Annotated in this window: 16 protein-coding genes; 8 read left to right on the forward strand and 8 right to left on the reverse strand. The window is 33.2% G+C overall.

Going from position 1 to position 19160, the window contains the following annotated elements:
* Positions 1-90 precede the first annotated feature (90 nt).
* From moaC to GQ596_RS04840, 5 genes are all read left to right on the forward strand, one after another.
* A complete protein-coding gene (moaC, locus tag GQ596_RS04820; protein WP_160400552.1) occupies positions 91-576 on the forward strand; it encodes a cyclic pyranopterin monophosphate synthase MoaC in 486 nt (161 codons plus the stop codon).
* Positions 577-586: 10 nt separating this feature from the next.
* Entirely contained in the window at positions 587-832 is a 246-nt protein-coding gene (gene moaD / locus GQ596_RS04825) for a molybdopterin synthase sulfur carrier subunit (RefSeq protein WP_160400553.1), read from the forward strand.
* A 4-nt stretch (positions 833-836) separates the two neighbouring features.
* Entirely contained in the window at positions 837-1280 is a 444-nt protein-coding gene (moaE, locus tag GQ596_RS04830; protein ID WP_160400554.1) for a molybdopterin synthase catalytic subunit MoaE, read from the forward strand.
* Positions 1281-1339: 59 nt separating this feature from the next.
* A complete protein-coding gene (locus GQ596_RS04835) occupies positions 1340-2038 on the forward strand; it encodes a Bax inhibitor-1/YccA family protein (protein WP_160400555.1) in 699 nt (232 codons plus the stop codon).
* A gap of 167 nt (positions 2039-2205) precedes the next feature.
* The gene (locus GQ596_RS04840; protein ID WP_160400556.1) at positions 2206-4050 is read left to right on the forward strand and encodes a sulfatase-like hydrolase/transferase; all 1845 of its coding nucleotides are present in this window, start codon (positions 2206-2208) and stop codon (positions 4048-4050) included.
* A gap of 60 nt (positions 4051-4110) precedes the next feature.
* On the opposite strand, the gene sppA is transcribed toward GQ596_RS04840, so the two are convergent.
* The 6 genes from sppA to pcnB all read right to left on the reverse strand — a co-directional run bounded on the left by sppA (position 4111) and on the right by pcnB (position 12762).
* On the reverse strand, positions 4111-5943 hold the full coding sequence (gene sppA, locus GQ596_RS04845) for a signal peptide peptidase SppA (RefSeq protein WP_160400557.1): 1833 nt from the start codon (positions 5941-5943) through the stop codon (positions 4111-4113).
* Positions 5944-5970: 27 nt separating this feature from the next.
* The gene (gene apaH, locus GQ596_RS04850; protein WP_160400558.1) at positions 5971-6789 is read right to left on the reverse strand and encodes a bis(5'-nucleosyl)-tetraphosphatase (symmetrical) ApaH; all 819 of its coding nucleotides are present in this window, start codon (positions 6787-6789) and stop codon (positions 5971-5973) included.
* A 4-nt stretch (positions 6790-6793) separates the two neighbouring features.
* Entirely contained in the window at positions 6794-7591 is a 798-nt protein-coding gene (gene rsmA / locus GQ596_RS04855) for a 16S rRNA (adenine(1518)-N(6)/adenine(1519)-N(6))-dimethyltransferase RsmA (protein WP_160400559.1), read from the reverse strand.
* Positions 7584-8897, reverse strand: coding sequence for a peptidylprolyl isomerase SurA (gene surA / locus GQ596_RS04860; protein WP_160400560.1), 1314 nt, complete (start codon positions 8895-8897; stop codon positions 7584-7586). The genes rsmA and surA overlap by 8 nt, the downstream gene beginning before the upstream one ends.
* 79 nt (positions 8898-8976) lie before the next feature.
* A complete protein-coding gene (lptD, locus tag GQ596_RS04865; RefSeq protein ID WP_160400561.1) occupies positions 8977-11343 on the reverse strand; it encodes an LPS assembly protein LptD in 2367 nt (788 codons plus the stop codon).
* A 75-nt stretch (positions 11344-11418) separates the two neighbouring features.
* Positions 11419-12762, reverse strand: coding sequence for a polynucleotide adenylyltransferase PcnB (gene pcnB, locus GQ596_RS04870; RefSeq protein WP_160400634.1), 1344 nt, complete (start codon positions 12760-12762; stop codon positions 11419-11421).
* A 424-nt stretch (positions 12763-13186) separates the two neighbouring features.
* On the opposite strand from pcnB, the gene oxyR reads away from it, so the two are divergent.
* From oxyR to GQ596_RS04885, 3 genes are all read left to right on the forward strand, one after another.
* Complete coding sequence (gene oxyR / locus GQ596_RS04875) at positions 13187-14113, forward strand: DNA-binding transcriptional regulator OxyR (protein ID WP_160400562.1); 927 nt, start codon at positions 13187-13189, stop codon at positions 14111-14113.
* Between the two features lie 60 nt (positions 14114-14173).
* The gene (gene fabR / locus GQ596_RS04880; protein WP_160400635.1) at positions 14174-14800 is read left to right on the forward strand and encodes an HTH-type transcriptional repressor FabR; all 627 of its coding nucleotides are present in this window, start codon (positions 14174-14176) and stop codon (positions 14798-14800) included.
* Positions 14801-14978: 178 nt separating this feature from the next.
* Positions 14979-16007 carry an alpha/beta fold hydrolase gene (locus GQ596_RS04885; RefSeq protein ID WP_202113744.1) on the forward strand — a complete coding sequence of 343 codons (1029 nt, stop codon included), beginning with the start codon at positions 14979-14981 and terminating at the stop codon, positions 16005-16007.
* 56 nt (positions 16008-16063) lie between these two features.
* On the opposite strand, the gene pntB is transcribed toward GQ596_RS04885, so the two are convergent.
* Together pntB and pntA are read right to left on the reverse strand one after the other, a co-directional pair.
* Entirely contained in the window at positions 16064-17461 is a 1398-nt protein-coding gene (pntB, locus tag GQ596_RS04890; protein WP_160400563.1) for a Re/Si-specific NAD(P)(+) transhydrogenase subunit beta, read from the reverse strand.
* A gap of 15 nt (positions 17462-17476) precedes the next feature.
* Positions 17477-19009, reverse strand: a complete 1533-nt coding sequence (gene pntA / locus GQ596_RS04895; RefSeq protein WP_160400564.1) for a Re/Si-specific NAD(P)(+) transhydrogenase subunit alpha — start codon at positions 19007-19009, stop codon at positions 17477-17479.
* Positions 19010-19160 lie beyond the last annotated feature (151 nt).

Consider the following 19160-nt stretch of genomic DNA (forward strand, 5'->3'; position numbering starts at 1 on the left):
TAATAGCCTAAAAAGGATTAGTAGTAACTATTAATAAAATTTGCTATCTTGGTAAAAATTGATGATGAATAAAATGTTAAGGATTAAAGGATGAGTGAATCATTTTCGCACATTAATCAGCGAGGTGAAGCCTATATGGTTGATGTCTCAGAAAAACTAATAACAACACGAGAAGCAAGAGCTGAGTCATTAGTTTTAATGAATGCTGGAACACTGAAGATGATTATTGATGGTAAACATCATAAAGGCGATGTTTTTGCAACGGCAAGGATTGCTGGGATTCAAGCAGCTAAAAAGACTTGGGAGCTTATTCCGCTTTGTCATCCTCTTTTTTTAAGTAAAATTGAAATTAACATTGAAGTAGATAAAATAAAAAATTGTGTTCAAGTCCAATCATTTTGTCGCTTGAATGGACAAACTGGTGTTGAAATGGAGGCAATGGTTGCTGCATCTGTTGCAGCCTTGACTATTTATGATATGTGTAAAGCTGTTCAAAGAGATATAGTGATCTCACAAGTAAGATTGTTGACGAAAAGTGGTGGTAAGTCAGGTGACTTTATTGCCCAAAAGGTTTAATAGATAGAAGATGAATAAAATTATTTTTTTTGCTCAAATTAGAGAATTAGTTGGGGCTGAGTGTGTTATGTTAGATGCTAATCAACTTTCCGTTTCTTGCCTTATTGAACAGTTAAGTAAACGTGGTGATCAATGGTTATTAGCGTTCAAAGAAAGTTCAGTTCTATGTGCTATAAATCAAACATTGGTTGATTTTAATTATATTGTGCAAGAAGGTGATGAGATTGCATTCTTTCCTCCTGTAACTGGTGGATAACATTATGGATTTTATTAAAGTTAGTGAGCAGTCGATTGATATTAATAAGCTAAATGATTGGCTTTCACAATTGCCACAAGATGGTGCCGTTGTTACTTTTGTGGGGAAAGTTCGTAGTATTGAAAATCAAACAATAAACCTGTTTTTAGAACATTATGCAGGAATGACTGAAAAAGTTTTAGCCAAGATTGCCGATCAAGCTAGAGAAAGATGGCAATTAAGTCGAATTGCAATAATTCATCGAATAGGCGAAATTAATACAAATGAACAGATTGTCTTTGTAGGAGTAAGCAGTGCACATCGTTCAGATGCGTTTGCAGCAGCAGAGTTCATAATGGATATATTAAAGAGCGAGGCACCTTTTTGGAAGAAAGAACAAACGATACAAGGAGAAAGGTGGGTTGAAGCAAAAAAAACAGATAAAGAAGCATTGAAAAAATGGTATTAGTATTTATTTAAGATATAATGATATAAAGTTATATCATTCTTTTTAATGAGAGGTAATTAATGAAAAATTATTCACCTAATGGTTCAGTCATTGAACAATCAGGTAGTCGTATTCAAACATATATGAGTCATGTTTATGGGTGGATGACTGTTGGTTTACTATTAACCGCTTTAGTTGCATGGTATGCATCTACTAATGTAAAACTTTTGCAATTATTATACCAAGGTATGTGGGTATTATTGATTGCTGAACTAGGATTAGTTTTTGTTATTTCAGGATTCATCAATCGTTTATCTGGAGCTGCTGCAACAACATTGTTTATGCTGTATTCAGTTTTAAATGGTTGTACGTTTTCAATCTACTTTATTGTTTATACATCTTCTTCTATTGCAAGTGTATTTTTTATCACAGCAGGGATGTTTGCTGCGATGGCATTTTACGGATATACAACAAAACGTGATTTATCAGGGTTTGGCCGTTTCTTGTTTATGGGATTAATTGGTATAGTAATAGCCTCTTTAGTTAATATCTTTATGAAAAGCGAACCGTTAATGTGGGGGATAACTTATATTGGTGTGTTCATTTTTGCTGGATTAACTGCCTATGATACACAGAAACTAAAAGATTTTGGAGAACAATTATCATACGATGATCCTAATATGTTTAGACGCTTTGTTATTTTAGGTGCATTAACACTTTATCTTGATTTTATTAACTTATTTATTATGCTTTTAAGAATTTTTGCAGATCGTCGTTAATTTCATTTTAATCAGATAAAAGGGCTCTAAATTGAGTCCTTTTTTTTAATTTATTAGAATTGTATTTTTTAAGTACTAGTTTGTTAAAAAATTTTAGCGGAACAGATGTTTTAATATAAAATACAGTATAATTCTTATTATAACGAATCAATAATCTACTGAAAACTATGAAAAAATTATACTATTTTGTCTTAATTAATCTATTTATTTCATCAATACTAGCAATTCGATTCTTTGTTGTTCCAGGGGTATCGTTTAATTGGCCCAGTGTTGTCTTTTCTGTTTTTGCTGTATTGGGACATTTTTTCTCGGCTTATCTATTACTTTTGATTATTTGTATACCTTTTCTTTGGTTCAAACAGTCTATTCGTAATATTATTCTCGCTATAATATTTAGCTTTATTCAAATTGGGTTATATGTCGATACGATTGTATTTCAACAGTACCGGTTTCATGTAAACCAGTCTGTTTTATCGATGGTCCTATCTGGTCAGGTTGTCGATTTTTCGATAATTACCTATTTTTTAATGTTCATGCTTATTGTTATTGTATTTTGTGTGGAGTATTTTATTCTCTATTACCTTAACAATAAATTAACTGCATTGCATAAAAAGTCAAGAATTGTTTTATTTTCTACAATATTTCTTTTTGGATCATTTTTAATTAGCCATGTTGTGCATATGATTGCTTTTTATTACGCTTATTCGCCAATTATGGTTGTAAAAGAATATATACCTCTTTACCGACCATTTACGTCAAAAAAAATCATGGGTTTTTTTGATGAAAAAGGGCAACGAAAAGTTGTGTATAACAAGGATAATAGCAATGCTAATGTAGATTACCCCAAAAAACAGCTAGAGATCAATCCAGAAAATAAAAAAACTAAGAATATTATGTTTATTGTTTTGGATTCTTGGAGATATGATACGTTTAGTGAAGAAATTTCACCGAATACATTTCGTTTTGTGAAACAAAATAATGGTGTGATTTTTGATAATCATTATTCAACAGGTAATGCAACACGAACAGGTATTTTTGGGTTATTTTATGGTATTCCTGGCACATATTGGGATTCATTTTTACGAAATAGTATTCCTTCACTATTTATCACAACATTACAGCAAGAAAACTATAATATTGGCATTTTTACCTCAGCAAAAGTTACTGCTCCAGAATTTGATAGGACTGCGTTTGTTACTATCAAAAATTTAAGAATTAGTAGTAAAAACGGCTCTGCATCTAGTAGAGATAAACAAATTACTGATGATTGGCTTGAATGGTATAAGTTACGCGATGCTTCTAGACCGACATTTTCTTTTTTATTTTATGATGCTCCTCATGCTTATGACTTTCCTGATGATTTTTCAGTGAAATTTAAACCTATTGGTGATCTTAATTATATGACTTTAAATAATGATACCGATCCGTTACCAATCTTTAATCGTTACAAGCAAAGTGTTTATTATGATGATTATCTATTGCAAAATATTTACGATGAACTTGTAAAAACAGGAACATTAGATGATACATTGATAATTATTACCGGTGATCATTCACAAGAAATGAATGACAATAAACTCGGTTTTTGGGGGCATAATGGTAATTATACTGATGCACAAACAAAGGTACCTTTTATTATTATTGGCGGAAAAGAGTTAGAGAATCTTAAAAATAATCGTACTAAAATGACTAGTCATGAAGATGTTGTTCCTACCTTAATGAAACATTATTTGTATGTAAAAAATGATATAAGCGATTATTCAACAGGTTATGATTTATTTGAACCAATAACTAATCGTAACTGGCTTTTAATGTCTAATTATAGCTCTTATGCAGTGAAAACAAATGATAATATTTATCTTGTGAATAGATTAGGAATTAGTCATTATATGGATTTGCATAATCGTGAAATTAATGAAACTCCGAATTATCAATATATTCAAGAAGCGTTAGAGCATATGCGCTATTTTTTCCAATCAGGAAAAAATAGTTTAAAAGATAGAAACAATTAGTTATAAATTTAAGAAAAAAATCATTATCTACCACCAGGAATGGTAGATAATGATTGTTTATTAATGGACATCTGCACAATTTAGGCAGTAAATATAGCGATTTTGTGGATCGTGAAACTGATGCCATAAAGAAACATGTTGTTGAAGCTGTTTTGCTTCTGGAAGCTGTTCAAAAAATATTTCTGCTGTTGATTTAGGTAACGCTGCTAACATATCTAAATAAAATGCATTAAACCAATTTCCTTGTGGTTTTTGCCAGTCAATTTCATAGTCAGTTAAATTAGCTAATGTTGCCGCAGTTTCGATAGCGTCATCAAAATCCCCTAGTTTGTCAACAAGTCCAATTTTACTTGCTTCAGAACCTAGCCAGACTTGACCTTGTCCAATTTTATCAACTTGCTCTGTTGTCATATTTCTTGCTTCTGCTACTAACGAAATAAAAGTTTGATAACCGTTATCAATATTCATTTGAATTAGTTGACTCATTTCGTCAGGTAGATTTTTTGTCGAGGTATTACCAGCTAACGGTGAGGTTGTTACCCCATCACTATAAACTCCTATATGAGATAAAGAGTTTTCAAATGTTGGAATAATACCGAAGATACCGATAGAGCCAGTAATCGTATCTGGGCTTGCAACTATATAGTCTGATGCGGTTGATATCCAGTATCCACCCGACGCAGCCATCCCTCCCATAGAAATTACAACGGGAATTTGATAACTGCGTAATGCTTCTAGTTCACTACGAATTGCTTCAGAGGCATCAACGCTTCCTCCTGGACTATTTACTCGTAAAACAACTGCTTGAATGTTGTGTTTGTTTAAGTTTTTACGAATATTTCTTAATTGTTCAACAATGTCTTGGCTACCAGCAATGTTACTATTATTTTCACCATTAGTAATGGTACCATTGACGAAAACAACTGCGATAAGCGGTTTTTGACCGTTGTCTTTACCAACAGTTTTTTTATTTTTTGATTTAAGTTGATAATCATAGATACTGACTTCATGTTTATTATTAAATTCTAATTCATATTGGTAATTAGATGCAATAGCGTCGACTAGTCCATTCGAAATAGCGTATTGAGCCATGTTACCATTAGCTGCTTTTAAATTTTCTAACATAATATTTGGTGCTGGAACTAATTGTGTAGCATCCTTTTTTCTTTGTGTAGAAATATCATTAAGATAATCATTCCACATAAGTGTTAACCAGCGTGTCGTATTACTTTTAGCTGCTTCAGACATGTCATTGCGAATAAAAGGTTCAATAGCTGATTTATAAGTTCCTACCCTGAAAACATGCGTATTAATTTTTAAATTATCTAGTAAGGATTTATAGTATAGGTTATTAGCAGCTAGCCCATATACACCAACAGAACCAAGTGGGGTTAAATATATTTTATTAGCATAACTGGCTAGATAATATTGGCTTTGATTAAAATTTGAACCGAAAGCATAAATGGGTTTATTTGCTTCGCTAAATTTTTTCAAATATTTGCCGATATATTGTAGTGAACTCATATCTGCGCCAGTAAAATTATCTAATTTTAGAACGATGCTTGTAATATTCGGATCTGTTGTTGCTTGGGCTATTTTTTGCGTTAATTCAAATAAATTGTTTTCGCGAGAGGTATTTACTTTCTTGCCATAAATCTTATTTTGTAAGGCATAGATTTCATCACTGTAAAGTGTATTATCAACAATAGTCCCTTCAATATCTAAAACTAATGCTCCATATTGTGGAATAATTTCTTGTTTTTGTGCTTCTTTGATTAAAGATACGCAGCTGAAGATTAAGATGATAGTAATGAGAAAAATTAAGTTAAGAAATATTTCTCTAATAAAATTAATAACTTTCCATATTGATTTAATAACAGATAGAATAGACATAATAAATGACCTTTTCATAGTGGTATTCTAGTTTTTTATTTCGATAAGTTTCTTTTTAAAATATTTTTTATCTTCAAATCGTAAGCATGTTAGTTTTCCTCCCCAGCAACATCCTGTATCAAGTGCATAAATGTTTTTGGGGGTACCTTTTCCATTTAGTGCGGCCCAATGTCCAAAAGCGATACTATATTCGCTTGGGATTTTGCTCGGTAACAGAAACCAAGGTTTCAGTTTTGATGGTGCATGCTCAGGTGATTTTTTATAATAGAAATCTAACCGACCGTCCTCATAGCAAAAACGCATACGAGTTAATGCATTAGCAATATAACGTAGTCTATCTAACCCTTGTAATTCTGGTTGCCATTCATCTGGAAAATTACCATACATTTTATCAAGGAATAGGACATAAGAGTCACTAGATAAAATAACGTTTAAATCATGAGAACATTTTTTCAATGTTTTAAGATCCCATTGCGGTGAAATACCCGCATGAGTCATAATTAGCTTTAATGATTCGTCGATTTGAATCAAAGGTTGCTTACGTAACCAATTTATTAATTCATCAAAATCTGGTGCATGAATGATGTCTTCAAGATTATCTTTTTTTTTCGCAGGTGTTACATTGGCGTAAATAGATAATAAATGTAGGTCATGATTACCCAATACCAATCGAATTTGGTCGTTATTATGTTTGACAAATCTTAGAACTTCTAGTGATTTTGGTCCTCTAGCAACGAGATCCCCTGTTAGCCATAAAGTGTCCGATGACGAAAATTTAGCCTTTTCAAGCAATCGCATAAATTCATCATAACATCCATGAATATCACCAATGAGAAAATTTGCCATAGTTTTATTTCCATGCGTTTGCTAGTTGACAGTATTGTTGTACTGATAGGTTTTCTGCACGTAAATTTGGATCTATATTTAATTCGGTTAATTGTTCTATAGTAAACATATTACTTAGACTATTGCGAATAGTTTTTCGTCTTTGATTAAATGCTTCTGTAGTTAATCGAGAAAGAATTTTTATATCCTTAACTAGATAAGGTTTCTCTTTATATGGTATTAATTTAACTACCGCAGAATCTACCTTTGGTGCAGGCTTAAAAGACGTAGGAGGAACTTCCAATACAGGAATAATTTGACAATAATATTGTGCCATAACACTAAGTCTGCCATAGTTTTTGCTATTAGGAGCCGCTACTAGCCGCGTAACTACTTCCTTTTGTAGCATAAAATGCATATCTGAAATAATATTTGCATGCTCAAATAAATGGAACATCAAAGGTGTTGAGATATTATAGGGTAAGTTACCAAATACTCTCAGTGGCTTTCTTAATTGAACTGCCAATTGATTAAAGTCAAAAGTTAGAGCATCTTGTTTTAAAACAGTTAGTTTATTACGTAAAATTGGATTTTCAATTAATCTACCCGCTAGATCTCTATCGATTTCTATAACTGTCAAATGATCAACATATTTACTTATAGGTACTGTTAATGCTGCAAGCCCTGGACCAATTTCAACTAGAGCTTGGTCCTTTTTAGGCTGTATTGCTGCAACAATACTTTCGATAATGTAATCATCATGTAAAAAGTTTTGTCCAAATCTTTTACGAGCAAAGTGTCCTTGATGTACACGATTATTCATGTTTATCTTCACCCGTAATTTTGATATATGCGTCACCTTTTATTTCTTGAATCCATGCTTGGGCTTCTTCAGAAAACTTACGATTAAAAATAAGTCGATAAGCTTGATCCTTTTTCATTGCATTTGTTCCATCTGTTTGTCTTGTATCGATTAATTGAATTAAATGCCAACCATAAGATGATTTTACAGGTTGACTAATTTGACCTTTTTTTAGCTGAGCTAAGCCATTTCTAAATCCATTATCATAAATCTCAGGTCGATTCCAACCCAAATTACCGCCTTTTTCGGCTGTTCCTCTATCTTCAGAATTTACTTTAGCCGCAGCTTCAAAAGTTGTTACACCACTAGTAATTGATTTACGAATATCGTTTAGTTTTTGTTGTGCAATTTTGTCTGTAACTAGGACGTTTGTTTTAACCAAAATATGGCGTGCATTAACTTCTTGAATTGTGACGGTTTTTGGCGCTTCTGAACGAGTATCATCAACTTTTATAATGTGTAAACCAACGCCAGAACGGATTGGGCCAATAATACTACCTTTTGGGGCGCGAATTAAACGCTCTTCGAAGAGTGTAGGTAATTCATTAAGTTTATGCCAGCCCATACTACCACCTTTTAAAGCAAGATCATCGTTTGAATATGAAGTGGCTAATTTAGCAAAATTTTCACCTTTTTGAGCTCGATTGATAATATCTTGAGCTTTATTTAGAGCGCTATCAATTTGTTGTTTAGATGCTTTCTCCGGAATGGAAATCAAAATATGACTAATTTTAACATCAATATTGTTAGTTGGTTGGCGAGCAATATTTTTTGCTAAATTTTCTACTTCTTTTTCTGAAACTTTGATTCTCGGTTTTACTTCGTGCATTCGAGTTTCTTCAATTAACATGTCATTGTGGATTCTTTCGCGATAGGAGCTATAACTGATTCCCATTGTCGACAGTTTGCTTCGAAGTTGATCGATGGTCATACCATTTTCTGCTGCAATTCTATCAATGGCATTGGTTACTTCATCATCACTAACCGTAATTTTAGCTTTAGCTGCTTTCTGTAAAATTAGATTTTCAATAATTAAACGATCAATAATTTGTTTTCTAAGCACTTTATCATCAGGTAGGTTTTTAGAATCGGTGCTTGCTTTAATTGTTTTTAGCATATCATTAACATCACTCTCTAAAATGACATTATTATTAACAATTGCTGCAACTTTTTCGACAATCTTGGGTGCTGCATTAGCAGATAATGGAGTCATAATTCCCAAACTGAAACTTAGACTTAACGCGATAAATAGTTTTAATAATTTCATATTGATTCAACTCATTTTATTGTTGCAGCATTGATAGTCTGCAATAAATTTATCGATAATTTATATTTAAAGAAATATTTTACTCAAATGCTGTTGTGTATGGTAATTTACCAAAATTCAGCATTTTAGCTTTAGTATCTCGATTATTACCTAACCCTTTTAGTTCAAAATTAACAGACAGTTTATTTTCATATTTACTTTTTCGAGAAATATTGTCCCAATCGGTTAGCTTTCTACCATATTGAACCGTCATTCCCCAACAACAATCACTATAGTGTAAACCAACAAAGCTATCTGTGGTTTGCTCTAATTTAACGTCATAATAATATGAGCCAACAGCACTAACGGTTTGCGATAATGGCCAAGTAGTCATTATTCCTGCTTGTGAAATATCTTGCTTATAGCCTCTATAAGAAGGATTTTTATCAACAGTGCCAATATAGTTACGGTTTGCATAGCGATAAGATAATTGCATTAATTTATCGCCTGATGGGCGATATTCAAATATTGTGTTAGCTAACGAAATTGTATCAATTCTGGTATCATATTGGACGCCACTTCGGAAGATTATATCATCACTTATACGCCAAAAATTATCAGATGCCCAAGTGATGCTACCTGTATCAGAGTTTTCGTCTAAATCGTTATTATGTTCACTCGTTTTTGATTTAGTAAAATAAGTAATTTGCCCGATTGATAAGTTAAATTTTTCAATCTTATTTTCATTATAGAATCGAGTGGTTAACCCTGTGGATATTTTATTGGTTGAGGCAATCCTATCTAAACCACTATAGGGCTGATCTCTAAATAGACCAATATAATCGGATTGTAATATAGTGGAGTCATAGTTGCTAATATTAGACTGGTTTCGATATGGAATATATATGTATTTTATTCGAGGTTCTAAGGTTTGTGTATAACCATCGATAAAAGGTATGTCACGCTCAAAGATGACTTTACCATCAATACTAAATTTGGGTAAAAAACGATTTACGCTTTTGTTTAAATATTTATATTGTTCAATTTCTTTCTTAATATTATCTTGATTGTAATGGGTTGCCATAAACCCTACTTCTGAAGTTAACGATGACCAAGAATTGGTTAAGGTATAATTTAGCGTTGGTTCAATATGAGTCCGCCATGCCTTAGGTTTATTTTCTCCAGAAGTCAAAAAGCGAGATATTTGAGAAAATGTTCTAAATTTGAATGGTCCCAAATCATTATTGTAATAACTCACATCCAGTTGTGGTTCAGTTTGATAAAGAGAGTTTTTTAGCCCCGAATGAAATGGTTGAAAATGTCTATAGCCTAAAGTAACATCCCAACTTTCGTCATTATAAGCCATTTTATAAAACTGTGTTAAATATCCTGCAGTTTGGGATGCGTATTTAGAATTTAGGTTTGTTAGATACTGATTGTCACTAACTCGAGTTGTATCAGCATAGAAACGCCAATTATAATTAATTAATTCTTCATTTTTCCAATGGAATAACCAACGGTGGCTATTGTTATCATAATTGTTACCATTGGTATGATTATTTCTATCCTCACTATATTTACTATCGTGTTGTAGCCAGTCAAATGCAAGTGTTCCTAAGCCTAATTCATTTAAATAGCGAAATTCTGTTTGTAATTGAACTCCACGTTTTTGCAAGACTCTAGGCGTAAATGTTGCATCGTAATTGGGGGCAATGTTCCAATAAACTGGTATTGAAAAATCAATACCATCAATACTATCATAGCTAAAATTAGGCATTAATAGTCCTGAACGACGTTTATCTCCAGTTGGTAATTGTAAATAAGGTGAATATAGAACAGGGACTTTGCCAATACTAAATATGGCATTCCATACTTCTAATAATTGTTCTTCATTATCATGAATGACAGTTGTTCCCTTGATGTTCCAAGTACTATCATTGACAGGGCAAGATGTATAGTTGCCATTTTTTAAAATAATATATCGATTTTTTTCGAATTTCATTTGATCGGCATTACCGCGACCAAGTCTATTGACAAGTTGATATTGACTTGGGCTCATATTGGCATCATTATTATTTAGATTCATTGATGCAACATCGCCTTTCATTTGTATTAAATTATCTTGATAAGTAATATCGCCTTCTAACTTTACTATTCTATTATTGTTATCTTGGGTATCGATTGTTACTTTATCTGCTTGAACTGTACGGTTACCTTGTTCTATTAATACTTCGCCGTTGTATATGGCAATACTGGGATAGAATGCTTTTAATTGGTTAGCTTCAACATTTACAGGTAAGGTGTTTATATCTCCATTGACTAAAGGGCGATCAAACCTAGGAACGTCTATAAGACATTGAGGATTATTGCTAATAGAATTTTTAGGTAAACCTATTGCATAACTAGAGTTGTTATATAAGGAAATAGTAATAACTATTGCAATAAGAGAAGGCGCTAATTTTTTCATCAATGATCTAAACGTTATTATGATTATTTTAATTGCTGCATTATAGCTGTTATTTATAAAAGTGCGAATTAAAAATTAACGTCTGCTCTTGCGTTTATTCATTTTACTTAACTGCTTTACCATCACTATTCTTTTTTCAATCGAAGTAAATTGAAACTCGTCCCACCATTTTGCTAATTCTAATAGTTCGCCTTTTTCAATTGAAGCTCGTATTTCTAAAAGATCATAAGCAGCTCTAAATTTAGGGTGCTCCAAAATAGCAAATGCACGTTTACCATCTCGTTTCTTCATACGCAACTGTAAACGCCAAATGTCACCCATTACAGTAGTTAATCGTCTAGGTATAGCAATAATTTTACATTGTTCGCTTAGCACTTCGTTAATTGCCATTGAAAATGAATCATAAAACGGCAGCCCACTTTCGGCACTCATTGCTTGAGCTTGTTCAATAATAGGGTACCAAAAAAAAGTTGCAAATAAAAATGCAGGATTGACTCGTTTGTTATTAGCAATACGATAATCAGTATTTTTTAAGGCTTGTTCGATGATTTGTTCTAAACGACTGTTAGTGTTATTGGTAAATAAACGCGTAATAATGGGAAATAGTTGTTCAAACAGATGATATTCTCTTAATAACTTATAAGTTTTGTAGCCATTTCCTGTTTGTAACAGTTTAAGGGTTTCATCAAAAAGCCGAGCTGATGGAATATTTTTTAATAATGATGCCAAGTATTTGATTGGCTCAGCTGTGGTTGGCTCAATTTGCATATTAAGTTTTGCTGCAAAACGGACTGTTCTTAGCATCCTAACAGGATCTTCTTGATAACGTGTTTGTGGATCGCCAATTAATCGAATAATGCCTTTTTGTAAATCTTTTAACCCTCCGCAATAATCACGCAATGTAAAGTCTTTTACATTGTAATAAAGTGCATTCATAGTAAAATCTCGACGAATTGCATCTTGCTCAATGGTTCCGTAAACATTATCACGGATTAACATTCCTGATTGAGAACGTTTAGCAACATTGTTTTGCCCATCTTGGTTGTTATGATCACCTCGAAAGGTAGCTACTTCAATAATTTCTTTACCGAACATAATATGGGCAAGACGGAATCGTCTTCCTACCAAGCGACAATTACGGAATATTTTTTGAATTTGTTCTGGTGTCGCATTAGTTGTGATATCAAAGTCCTTCGGTATTTTACCTAACATGAGATCTCTGATACATCCCCCAACTAAATAAGCTTCGTATCCTTGCTTGTTTAATCGATGGAGGACCTTTAATGCATTCGCACTAATATCGTTACGGGATATATTATGTTCATTACGTGAAATGGACACATAGCCAATTTTTTGTTGTTTTTTGTTTTTTTCATGGCGAAAAATTTTTTGATAAAAACGTGATACTTGTTTAAAAATAGTGCACCTCAAAAAGTGTTTTTGGCTTAATTCTAGTGTAGCGTGCGATTATATCGTAATTGCCAATAATTTTCCATGTTTCTTGAAAACGGCGTTTATTGATTTAATAAAATTATAAATTTATTAAATGGATCAAATATTATATTTGATTTTTTTAATATAATTATCAACAATAGTCATATTAGCAGTATTTAATTAAAAGCGAAAAATTTTGTTTTGCTCTAGTTAAAGTATTTTAATTAACTGATTAAAATTAAATAAACTCATACTCAAAACTTTTATTTATTTGTTTTTGTTTCACAGAATGTACTTTATAACGTATTATAATTTAAGAAATTTTTTGTATTTCTTAAATACTATTTGTTATATTACACTGAAAGTTATATGAGTATATACTATTAACTAATAACCTATTGGGGATGTTATGAATATTCGTGATTTGGAATATTTTGTTTCGTTAGCTGAATTTCGTCATTTTCGCAAAGCTGCAGATGCGTGCAATGTGAGTCAGCCAACTCTTAGTGGTCAAATTAGAAAGTTAGAAGATGAATTAGGCGTAATGTTATTAGAACGTACTAGCCGCAAAGTATTATTTACTCAAACGGGTATGATGTTAGTTGAACAAGCGAAAGAAATTTTACGGAATATTCAAATTCTAAAAGAGATGGCAAGTCGCCAAGGTGAAGAAATGTCTGGGCCAATGCATATCGGCTTAATTCCTACTATAGCACCTTACCTTTTGCCTCATGTTATTAGTGTTTTACATGAGTCGTTCCCTCAATTAGAACTTTATTTACATGAAGCTCAAACTGCTAGCATTGTTGCTCAGCTTGAAAGTGGTAAACTTGACTGTGCTATTGTTGCACAAGTTAAAGAAACAACACAATTTATTGAACTGCCATTATTTGAAGAACCTATGTTTTTAGCTGTTCCTGCTGGTAACGAATTAGCTAGTAAAAAAACTATTAAATTATCTAATTTAAAAGGGCAAAAATTCTTAATGTTAGAAGATGGACACTGTTTACGTGATCATGCTATGGGATATTGTTTCCAAGTTGGTATTGATGAAGATAAGCAGTTCAAAGCAACTAGCCTTGAAACGCTTCGAAGTATGATTGCTGCAGGTCGAGGTATTACTTTATTTCCAGAACTTGCTGCTCCTAATGAGAGGATTCGTGATAATATTTGTTATATTCCATGTTCAGATCCGGTACCTTCGCGTAGTATTACTTTGATTTATCGTCCTGGATCGCCACTACGTTCTCGTTATGAAACAATAGCTAAAACTATTCGAGAGCATATGCCGAAAGTACTTGCTGAAAAAGAGCGATTGTTAAAAGTAGCAAATTAATGTTAGGTTACATCTAAACGATTAGGATTGAGCTATTAAATGAAAAATATCAAGACAGGCATAGGTATTCGCGCTCAACAAAAAGAAAGAACTCGCCGTACGTTAATTGAGGCGGCATTTAATCAACTTAATGCAGAGCAAGGTTTTAATAGTTTAAGTTTACGAGAAGTTGCCCGTGAGGCTGGTATTGCGGCAACTTCGTTTTATCGCCATTTTCGTGATATGGATGAATTAGGTTTGGCCATGGTTGACGAAAGTGGTTTAACTCTTCGTCAATTGTTGCGCCAAGCACGTAAGCGTATTGAAAAAGGCGGTAGTGTACTAAGAACATCTGTTACTACGTTTATCGAGTTTATCGATAAAAATCCTAAAGTATTTTTGTTACTTCTTCGTGAAAAAGCCGGTACATCATCGGCTTTTCGCTCTGCTATAGCTAGAGAGATTCAACACTTTATTGTAGAGCTTGTTGATTATCTTGATAATGCTAACCAGATGCCTCACCATTACAATGAAGCTCAAGCAGAAGCAATGGTAACTATTGCTTTTAATGCAGGAGCTGAAGCAATTGATTTTGACACAGTACAAAGACAAAAATTAATTGAAGATCTTATTTTTCAATTACGGATGGTATCTCGTGGAGCTTATTATCTATACCATAAGGAACAAATCAAAAAAGATAGTCATTAATCATTATAATTTCCAAATCTAATCTTGAAATTCTAATTTGGTCGTAATATTAAAGTTTCATACTATTTAGCAATTAATTATTTCCAATAAAAATATCTAATAATTACTGATTTTTTCTATTTATTATTTACACTATAGCCGTAAAAAAGAGAAACATTGTTAAATAGGAATTAATTTAATGACTAAACTATACTTTTTGCTTTATTCGCTTATTTTGTCTTTTCCCTTTTTCAACTATGCTTATTCAAATGTAGGCTTTAAGGAAATCTATTATAGCAAAGAAGACAGTAGACCTTTAAATATTGCAATATGGTATCCGACAAATAATCAACAAAGAGCAGTAGCTATTGGTGACAACGCCGTTTTTTATGGTTCTAAAGTTATTCCTAATGCTGCACCTCTTTCAAATTATCATAAACATCCTTTAATTGTTATTTCACATGGTTATGGAGGAAGTTGGCAAAGTTTAAATTGGCTTGCTTATGAACTAGCAGATAAGGGATATATTGTTGCTGCACCTAATCATCCTGGAACTACTTATTTTAATAAAAATATTACTCAATCTAGTAAATTGTGGTTACGTCCTCAAGATCTAAGTAAAACTATTGATGCATTACAAATAGATGAAATTTTAGCAAACCATATTGATATGAACAAAATTTCATCTATTGGACATTCCCTTGGCGGTTGGACAGTAGCTGCACTTGCCGGAGCAAGGTTTGATACAGATCTTTTTAAACAAGATTGCACTATACATTCACATTTAAAAGCTTGCCAGTTAGTGAGTGAACTTGGACTAGATAACTCACAATTAAATAAAAACATGTCAGATCCGAGAATAAAGTCATTTATTTCTTTAGATGCGGGATTAGTTAGAGGATTTACCGCAGATAGTTTGAAAAATATTACTGTTCCTTCTTTAATCATTGGTGCTGGTATTGATGTTGGTGATATGAATGTAGAGCTTGAATCTGGTTATTTACAACAGTTTCTTTCAAAATCATTATCAACTTATATTGTTATTCCTGATGCAATGCATTTTACTTTCATACAAATTTGTAAATCAGATGCTATAGATATTTTAGAGCAAGAGGCTAAAGGAGAATCAATCATTTGTAAAGATGGCGGTAATCGCACAAGGACAGAGATACACCGTGAAATAACGGATCGAATAATCGATTTTTTAGCTAAATCAAATTTAAATTAGCGCCTATTTTAAAAATATACTGTGGCAAAACCACAGTATATTTTATGAATTAATCATTAAAGACTTTGTAGTACTTTTTCAACACTATCTTTAGCATCACCAAATAACATATAGCTATTTTCTTTAAAGAATAGTGGATTTTGTACGCCTGCATAACCAGTATTCATTGAGCGTTTAGAAATAATAACAGTCTTTGCTTTCCAAACTTCAAGAACAGGCATGCCAGCTATTGGGCTATTAGGATCTTCTTCTGCCGCTGGGTTAACAGTATCGTTAGCTCCAATTACCCAAACCACATCAGTATCAGGGAAGTCATCGTTGATTTCATCCATTTCTAATACAATATCATAAGGGACTTTCGCTTCAGCTAATAATACATTCATATGCCCAGGTAAACGTCCTGCCACTGGGTGAATGCCAAATCTAACTTCAATACCCATGCCACGTAGTTTTTCAGTAATATTACTTACAGCACCTTGAGCTTGAGCAACAGCCATACCATACCCAGGAACGATGATAACAGAACGAGCTTCTTTTAATGTTTGAGCTACTTCCGATGGTTGCATTTCGCGGTATTCACCTTGTTCTTCATCAGATGAACTTGTTGAACTACCATCACTACCAAACCCACCAGCAATAACACTAATAAATGAGCGGTTCATCGCTTTACACATAATATATGAAAGAATTGCACCTGATGAACCAACTAATGCGCCTGTTACAATTAAGAGATCGTTACCTAACATAAAGCCAGCTGCTGCTGCTGCCCAACCAGAATAAGAGTTTAGCATTGAGATTACTACTGGCATATCAGCACCACCAATTGAGGCAACAAGATGGAAGCCAAATACAAATGCAATTATCGCCATAATTAATAGACTAAGGAGTGCACCTGTTCCTTTTTCTACTTCAATGAAGGTATACATTAATATGATCGAAACAACAATCGCAGCTAGATTCCAATAATGTTTATTTGGAATAGAAAGCGGTTTAGAGCTAATGCGACCATTTAATTTACCGAATGCAACAACAGAACCTGAGAAAGTTACAGCCCCAATAAATACACCCACAAAAATTTCGACTAAATGTACAGTAAGCTCACTACCATGAAATAGTTGTGAATGATTGTTTAAGTCTAAAAAGCTATTTAAACCAACAAGTACAGCAGCCATACCAACAAAGCTATGTAGTAGCGCAACAAGTTCTGGCATTTGCGTCATTTCGACTTTCTTAGCAAGGTATAACCCAATTGTTGCACCAATAATCATTGCGATTACGATCCAGTGTAATCCACCCTTGATACTAGCTACTGCTGCAATAAGTGCAATAGCCATACCAATCATACCGTAGATATTTCCTGATTTGGCTGATTCTTGGTTAGAAAGACCACGTAAACTAAAGATAAAAAGTAATGCAGCAATAACATAGGCTGCTTGAATGATTCCATTACTCATGGTTTATTCCCTCCCTTACTTGTCACGTTGAAACATTTTCAACATTCTTTGAGTAACAAAGAATCCGCCAAAAATATTAATACTAGCGATTAAAATAGCAACAAAGGCAATTGCTGTACTTAGACCGTTGTCATCACCGATTTGCAATATTGCTCCGACTAAAATAATACCAGAAATTGCATTAGTTACTGACATCAGTGGAGTATGTAGAGAGTGCGTAACATTCCATACAACGTAATAACCAACCACACAAGATAAAGCAAAAACAGTGAAATGCCCTAAAAAGCTTTCAGGTACAGAATTTGCAAGCCAGAAATAGGCTAGAACGGCTAATGCAAAAATTCCATATTTTTTACGTGGATCCATTGGTTTTGGTTCAGGTTTAGCAATTGGCTCAGAAGTTTTTTTCTGCGGTTGTGCTGATACTTGAATTGGTGGTGCTGGCCAAGTGATTTCTTTCTCTTTAACCACGGTTACGCCACGAATAACAACATCTTCAAAGTTGATATCAATATTGCCGTCTTTTTCTTTAGCAAGCAATTTTAATAGGTTAACAATATTTGTACCATAAAGCTGAGATGCTTGAGCAGGCATACGATTAGCTAAATCAGTATAACCAACAATTTTTACATTATTCTCAGTTTCGAAAACTTCGCCAGGTTTGGTTAACTCACAGTTACCACCTGTTAATGCGGCTAAATCGACAATAACACTGCCCGGCTTCATTGATTCTACCATCTCTTTAGAGATCAGTTTTGGTGCAGGTTTACCGGGGATCAAAGCTGTGGTAATAATGATATCTACATCTTTAGCTTGTTCAGCAAATAATGCCATTTCAGCTTCAATAAAGGCAGCAGACATTTGCTTAGCGTAGCCATCACCAGAACCAGCTTCTTCTTCGAAATCTAATTCTAAAAAGTCGGCACCCATACTATTAATTTGTTCAGCAACTTCAGGACGAGTGTCGAATGCGCGAACAATAGCGCCTAAACTTACTGCCGCCCCAATTGCTGCAAGGCCCGCAACACCCGCGCCAATAACTAACACTTTTGCAGGAGGTACTTTACCTGCTGCAGTAACTTGTCCTGTAAAGAATCGACCAAATTGATTTGCGGCTTCAATAACTGAACGATAACCAGCAATATTAGACATTGAACTAAGTGCATCTAAAGATTGTGCACGCGAAATACGTGGAACACAATCCATCGCCATTACAGTAATATTTTTAGCTGCTAATTTTTCTAATAGATCTTTGTGTTGGGCAGGATAAATATAACTGATGAGCGTTAATCCCTCTTTCATTAATGCGATTTCATCATCAGTTGGTGCATGAAATTTCAAAATTAAATCATTTTGCCAAATATCTTGAGTATTTTGGATTGTTGCTCCAGCCTCAATAAAAGCTTGGTCTTCAAAATGAGCCGCATGTCCAGCGCCTTGTTCTACAGAAACTGTAAAACCAAGTTTTAACAGTTGTCCAACAGTTTGGGGAGTTGCTGCAACTCTAGCTTCATTGGCTAACCGTTCTCTAGGTATACCGATATGCATTTTGTTACATCCTTATGTTAGTTTATATAGAGTTTGTTGATTTTAGCATAAATAGACATCAGTGCGAGTGGGGAATCTGTTTTTTATTCAAGAAATAATATTTTAATTAATTTTAATGATATTTATTAATTAATATTATTATAAATTTAAA

Origin of the sequence: Gilliamella sp. Pra-s60 (assembly GCF_009795755.1) — a bacterium.
Lineage (GTDB): Bacteria > Pseudomonadota > Gammaproteobacteria > Enterobacterales > Orbaceae > Gilliamella.